Consider the following 6,184-nt stretch of genomic DNA (forward strand, 5'->3'; position numbering starts at 1 on the left):
GACCCAGCACTCGCGTAGCTTTCATTCCCACACAAATAGCTGTCGACAACCGAGCGCTTGAAACGCGGACTGTGCTTGGACATGCAAAACCCCCGAAGGTTGTGTCCAACTTTCGGGGGTCAGTTCAAATCTGCCGGGGCTTTTTCTGTTAAGGCCCGTCGATAAACTAGAATTTGTAGTTCAGACCAACGCGAACGGTGTGGAAGGGGACTTTAACGTCGGCATCTGGCCCTGGCCCTGGGAGATCGAACGTCGCTTTACCCAGGTCTGTGTAAAGATACTCAGACTTGAGCGACCAATTCGTGTTGATGGCGTATTCAGCGCCCGCACCAACGGTCCAACCGACCTTGGTCTTGGAAGAGTCGATCCCTGGGAAAGAGAGCTTTTCGTGACCGTAGGCCAAGCCGCCAGTGCCATAGACCAGGAAGCGATCGACGGGCGTATAGCCGATGCGAGCACGCAACGTGCCGAACCAGTCAACCTTTGTTTCGAGGCTGGGACCGCCGATCGATACCTCGCCCTTGACATCGGCACCCTGGAAGTCGGCTTCAACGCCGTAGACGAATTGGCCAACCTGCCAGTTGTAACCGGCCTGAACACCGCCAACGAAGCCGCTCGCACTGAGGTCAAAACCGCCAGGGCCGCCGTCGGAAGGATCAACGCTAAACGTGCCGAAACCGCCGCCGGCGTTCACGCCGATATATGCGCCGGTCCAATCATAGGAAGCAGCAATCGGTGCCTCCTGCAAAGCGTCGGCCGCGTAGGCGGTGCCGGTCGCGAGGACGAGAGCGGTTGCAAGAACAAGCTGTTTCACGGGAATACCCTTTGTTGCCGAGCTTAAGTCGGATGAATGCCTCAACGTCACCACCCGAGTGGATATAGCGATGTCGCGGAACGCCTTTCGTTGTCAACGCCGACAAGTTGGAAGGCGTGGATATTGTTGGGGCGATGCCTGAAAGCCACACCTCACAGCGCGATTTCGAAAGCGTGGCCCGTAGCTTACAAGCATCTGCTAATGTAGCTTGACGGCATGCAACGAGACGAAACCACTGGAGATGGTGTGACTGACGAAGCTGACTAGACGAGCGGCCCGACAGTTCTGCGCTCTGTTGGGGGCGATGGGTTTGAACCGCCGGGCCTAGCCGACTCCCAGCCGTGGGAGGGTCGGCCGATGCAGAACTTACATTAGCAAGGCTGCATGAAGATCACGCTTGGTTACGTTCCACTGATTCTATCCGGATGCCGTGCCGCCGGGCGGCCCGGCGCGAAGCGGGGTAGGCTCCACGAGCCGGGCCTGACCGGCGGGGCACTAGATACACTGCACCGGCTGGCGAAGGTTATATCAGCTGCGGCTAAAGCTTCCGTCGTGTGAATAGAGGACGCTGCGAACGCACCTGAACAGCGCAAAGGCTGGAAGCCTTGCCCGTGAGGCGATTTCCGCTTTCTTACAGAACCGGGCGGGTTGGCTTCCTCGGTTCCGGCAAGCTGTTACAGGGATTTGCAGCCAATGCGGCTAAGCGCCAGTCTCTTTGGCACATCTCCCTTGCCAGCAACTCATAGCGATCTTCAGCGGTCGTTCGACCTTTCTTCGCGGCAAGCAGATAGTCGGCTCTGTTCGTTCGAAAGTCTTCTTTCGTCGCAGACATCGTTTCCTCCCGGATTTCCGCAGGCGTTGCCTCCTTCTGGCCCTGACGGGGAGACACACTAGCTGCCGATATATCGCGCGAGTCCACCAATTGAGGATTGTGTAGAACGATATATCCGGGCAGCGGGCTGCCCAACTCTAGGCGGTGTAGACGGCGGCGCGACCGCAGCCTACGTGGTCTTAACATTTGTAGGCGCGCCCGGCCGGCTGTGAGCGCATGATTAATTTCTTGGCCCACGTGCCGGGCCGAGACCCCACTTCACCCGCTGGCTTCGGCCGGCGGGCTTTTTGTCGCCTTGCGCGACTAAAACCGGGCAGCCGGCAGAGTGAGCAACGATAAGAAATCGAGACGCCTATGGATCGCCATTAGCATCCTCATCGCTGGGCTTGTGCTCATCCTGCTGGTTGGCCTCGCATACGCCGTGCTGATTCAACATCCTGCCGAATAAGCCGGCCGAAGATTTCGGCCGCTACATCAAATGCAATAGACAGTTTGGGCAGGAGCCGCCAAGGTGCGATGGTCAGCGGCTATGTTATGGGCTACGCTGCTTGAGAGCGACCAACGCACTCTCGCCCCCAACGGGAACAGAGAGATGCAACGGCACCTGCCGCCTAATGCCTTTTATCCAGAAGATCTCGACGTGCTGAAGCGCGTGTTTGACGTTCTGTGCCGCGAACGCGGTTGCCAGCCGGGCTCCCCGGACGCCGAAGCTACCGCCTTATTGCTGGTCAACTTGTTCGAGAGCGGCCGGAGAACGGAAGAGGAGCTGCTTGAGGCGATTCAGACCACGCAGGCTTACCGCAAGGCAAGCTAGGCGGTGCCGGCTTACGCGCTTCCCGCCGCCTTATGCTGAGCAGCTCAACTTCAGCGGACGCGGTAGGGCCGCGCCTCATCACCTTGGCGGGGCGACAATAGATTGCGGGAAGCCATGAGACGGGATCGCGACGTTGAAACAGCCCTCAGTTGCCAGTCATCGTGCTCGATGCTCGCAAGCTCTGCCTCGGCTGTCAGCCGGTCTAGATGCATACGATGGAAGTCTACCAGCTTTCGAGCAGCTGAAGGAAATCGTGCGCTTTCCTAATTGAATGGTGGCGGACCTGTAGTTCAAGAATACGTCCGCGCTGCTCGGCAATACGCCGCTCGCCCCGTGTGACGCGCCGTCGCGCCTTGTCGATTTCGTCTGCAAGTGTCACGGGCCGGTAACGCGGGGGGGGTGATTGTTCCTTGGCGATGTATTTCACAACCAGGTCTGGCACGGCCTGTCCGGCTTAAAGCACTTGTTTGCAGTCACCAAGGACGCGGGCGGCTGGGCCGGATCATCGCCCGCGCGATCGCCAGCTCTGCTTCCACTTTGGCGTTTTCCTTCTGCATCATGTTGTCGGCTGCCATCAGTCGACGAAGCGATCGCTTGATCTCCTCTCGGTCCCAGCCTGCTTCGATCATGCAATCAATGATCGCCTGAAAACCCGGCTCCATGGCCTCCCGGCAATCAACCTCGCGGTCGGGATAAACGCCGGCGCGCCGCGGCTTTCTGATCAAAGGTAGGCCTCCCCGTCGCCGCGGTGCTCGTAGCAGAACCAGTGCGACGGTCTCTTCGGCTTGGCAAATCCCCAGCCGGCATCCCTGCCGCAGCCTTCGTGTTCGCAGACATGCCCGAGCGGGCCTCGAGGGCGCTGCGTGATCATCTCTCCAAGGCGTGTCGGCTCGTCGCTCATGACGAAAAGATTCCACAGACCGGCTTGACGGGCAAGGAATTTGTTCTCATTTCGTTCTTATGGCGCACGAGAAGGTCGATACGCTGGGCAAGGCGACCCGGCACAATTTGCTGTTGAAGGTGGAGTGCGCGTGCGGGAACGTGCGCTACTGCCGTTCGGCCGACTTGATGATGGTCTATGGCGGCGGCGCTGACCCCTTCAAGCTGAAGTTCGACTGCAGCCGGTGCAAGCCCGACATCAGGCTGACGCTGCTCGAGCTCCACCCCGACCACCTGCCGAGGAAGCTCGTCATCCACAAGCCGATGACGGTCGACGGCAAGATCGTATGGCACACCGAGCGGTTCCGACCATGAAGGAGCGCTTCCAGGTCGAGGCTACCGAGAGCGGCTACCGGGTGCTCGACCAGGCCGGAAAGGTGCTCGCGATCGTTGAGCGAAGGCCACAGGCGTTCGAGTTCGTCCGCGATCGCGGCGGCCGCGTCCAACTCCAATGGCCAAGGACAGTGATCTTCAACCAAACGTTGCCGCGCGATTCTTCAGCAACTGACGGCGGTTTTTGAGGTGGTTGCGCTGCTCGGGGCCCCTATGCCGAGTTCATCGCCAATGCCAATCGATACCCGCGACCGCGCCCTACATCCCTTCGCAAGCTTGGTACCACTCAACTGGATTCGCCTCGATTGTTGGCTAAAAACGCAAAAAATCTTGATGCGTCTCACCTGCCACCGCTCGGCCAAGCCGCTTGAAGCCTGTTCCGTTCGCAATTCCAAGGCGCGGGTGAGCGCCGTCACAAGCCGAGACTTAGCTTGCGACCGAAATTCCAATCGGTGCCGCCGTCGCCGCGAATGACGCCGGAGACGTGCTTGCCAACATGGCGCTCCAACGACGGTGTCCACGGCACGAGCTGGAAGCCGAGTCCGTCATCGATCATCGCGAAACGGCCAGATGCGAGCGCGAAGCGCTGACTGTAAGTACCAGAGACGAATTGGCCTTTGCCGGCTCGGTTGAATGGCTGGCCGGTTTGGGCCGCGAGCCTGCTTCCCAGCGCATCGAGTTCCCTTCGGCGCAACGTTTCGATCAAGTGGCCGGCAAAGACGGTCCCGGCCGGTTGGCGCTCAGCCAGACCCAAGCCGACAAGCTGCTCGACGCGCCGGTCGAGCGCCTGCCGCACCTCGGCACCGAAGCCGCCATCGGAAAGAGCTGCCGCGGGACGGGCGAGCGCCTGCCTGTCGAGCCAGGTCGCCCCCTCTGCAGCGACCTGTCTGTCGAGATCCAGATCGGAGCGCACAGCGAGCGCCAGGCGTCGGCGCCCCTGAACGTCCACAAATTTGCGCAGTTCAACGATCGAGCCCGGCGCTCCGTCGCCGGCCGCCTCAAGATCGGCGAGCCGGACGTGGTGACAACGGCCGTCAATGCCGTCGACGACCGCATAGGCGGTGCCCTTGAGTTCGTCATCCAGTCCGCGCTCGATCAGACGGCCGACAATGGGCCCATCGACGTTCTCGGCGGCCAGCACATAGCTGGAGCTCGCGCGTTCGATATCGCGGTCCGAGAATGCGCGATGCAGGCGTTTGATGATATCGGCGCGCTCACCCATCTCGCGCAGCGTTGCCTCGGTCTTCTCGCTGACGATCCATTGGCCTGGACCGAGCTGCTCGGCGAGGCCGAGCGTTTCCAGTTTGCGCAGCCGACCCAGCTTAAGCGCTGTGAATTCATCAGGCAGGCGATCGGCGTGCGGCGCGAGATCGATGGCACCGTTGTCGCGCGCGTCGCGCATCAACTGACGGTCGAGCCCGGTCCATCGCTCAGCCTCGACCTGGCGTTGGACATGCCGGCGGATCTCGAGATCGGACCGAGGGCCGAGTTCCTGCGTGATGAGATCGCTGGCGCGATCGCGCATGCCCCGACTGATGTAGTCGCGCGAAATCACCAGGTCCTGCCCGTCATCGGTCCGGCCGCGCAGGATGACATGGACATGCGGATTGTCGGTGTTCCAGTGGTCGACGGCGATCCAGTCGAGCGCCGTGCCGAGATCCTTCTCCATGAGACGCATGAGATCACGTGTGAAGGATTTCAAGTCGGCCATCTCGACGGCGTCCTCTGGCGAGACGATGAAGCGGAAATGATGCCGGTCGTCCTTGCAGCGCGCGACGAAATCCGTGGTCGACGCATCGTCGATCTCGGGACCGAACATGCGGGCTTTCGTGTCGTCCCGCGTGACGCCCTCGCGGCTCAGGTAGTGGAAGTGGGTCGAAAGCGGCGCGCCATGCTTCAAATGGCGGACCACCCGGGTCTTGATCGTGGCGACGCGGGAGCGGCCGGTAAGCAAACGGTTGGCCTGAATGCTCGCCGCGCGGCCGCGTCCGAATTGCGAGCGCTTGCCTGAGCCGATGCGGGCGGACCGCGACACGCTGCCGCCAGCCTTTTGGGCCGCCGCAAGCGCCTGGGCGACGAAGGGCCGCGAGGATTGGGCTCGCGTCGAGCGAATGCGTCCCGGACGGACACGGAATTCCCGCTCATTGGACACGGCAAGCGCCCGCACATTTCGAACAGCTAGGCAAATACAATGATTTAGATGCGCTCAACACATTGCGCCTACCCGTTGCAATGTGAGGAAAGCCTCGAAAAGCCCAGCAAATACAACCGTCCGGCCGCAGCACAATGTGCGCCCTTTTATCTTGCCATCCCTCGGTTGTTGCCGTAACCGCCCGGTCCCTGCACATATTTGAAGTAGTGCAATCTCGCATCATGTCGGGTTCCTTCGTCTTGTGGAGGATATCCGGATGGCACCTCGCCGCTCGTGGGCCAAGGCCAACAGCCCATACTG

6 protein-coding genes are annotated in these 6,184 nt (G+C 60.9%); 3 read left to right on the forward strand and 3 right to left on the reverse strand.

The window, feature by feature from the left end; translation table 11 throughout:
• Positions 1 to 166: 166 nt before the first annotated feature.
• Complete coding sequence (locus EN852_RS34320; protein WP_127878444.1) at positions 167 to 814, reverse strand: outer membrane protein; 648 nt, start codon at positions 812 to 814, stop codon at positions 167 to 169.
• A 1,424-nt stretch (positions 815 to 2,238) separates the two neighbouring features.
• Between EN852_RS34320 and EN852_RS34330 the strand changes: the two genes are divergently transcribed.
• Positions 2,239 to 2,460: a hypothetical protein gene (locus EN852_RS34330; RefSeq protein WP_127878440.1), complete on the forward strand. Its 222-nt coding sequence runs from the start codon at positions 2,239 to 2,241 to the stop codon at positions 2,458 to 2,460.
• Positions 2,461 to 2,933: 473 nt separating this feature from the next.
• On the opposite strand, the gene EN852_RS34335 is transcribed toward EN852_RS34330, so the two are convergent.
• A complete protein-coding gene (locus EN852_RS34335) occupies positions 2,934 to 3,185 on the reverse strand; it encodes a hypothetical protein (protein ID WP_127878438.1) in 252 nt (83 codons plus the stop codon).
• Positions 3,186 to 3,420: 235 nt separating this feature from the next.
• Between EN852_RS34335 and EN852_RS34340 the strand changes: the two genes are divergently transcribed.
• Both EN852_RS34340 and EN852_RS34345 read left to right on the forward strand, forming a co-directional pair.
• Complete coding sequence (locus EN852_RS34340) at positions 3,421 to 3,714, forward strand: hypothetical protein (RefSeq protein ID WP_127878436.1); 294 nt, start codon at positions 3,421 to 3,423, stop codon at positions 3,712 to 3,714.
• The gene (locus tag EN852_RS34345) at positions 3,711 to 3,920 is read left to right on the forward strand and encodes a hypothetical protein (RefSeq protein WP_127878434.1); all 210 of its coding nucleotides are present in this window, start codon (positions 3,711 to 3,713) and stop codon (positions 3,918 to 3,920) included. Before EN852_RS34340 ends, EN852_RS34345 begins: the two co-directional genes overlap by 4 nt.
• 224 nt (positions 3,921 to 4,144) lie before the next feature.
• On the opposite strand, the gene EN852_RS34350 is transcribed toward EN852_RS34345, so the two are convergent.
• Positions 4,145 to 5,884 (reverse strand): VirD2 family relaxase/mobilization nuclease, encoded by a 1,740-nt coding sequence (locus EN852_RS34350; protein WP_127878432.1) that lies wholly within the window; start codon positions 5,882 to 5,884, stop codon positions 4,145 to 4,147.
• Positions 5,885 to 6,184 lie beyond the last annotated feature (300 nt).

It is taken from the genome of Mesorhizobium sp. M2E.F.Ca.ET.209.01.1.1 (assembly GCF_004010375.2).
Taxonomy (GTDB): domain Bacteria; phylum Pseudomonadota; class Alphaproteobacteria; order Rhizobiales; family Rhizobiaceae; genus Mesorhizobium.

Bases quoted from the DNA above. Each gene is read 5' to 3' on its own strand.
- EN852_RS34330 (WP_127878440.1), top strand. From the start codon at position 2,239: ATGCAACGGCACCTGCCGCCTAATGCCTTTTATCCAGAAGATCTCGAC.
- EN852_RS34340 (WP_127878436.1), top strand. From the start codon at position 3,421: ATGGCGCACGAGAAGGTCGATACGCTGGGCAAGGCGACCCGGCACAAT.
- EN852_RS34345 (WP_127878434.1), top strand. From the start codon at position 3,711: ATGAAGGAGCGCTTCCAGGTCGAGGCTACCGAGAGCGGCTACCGGGTG.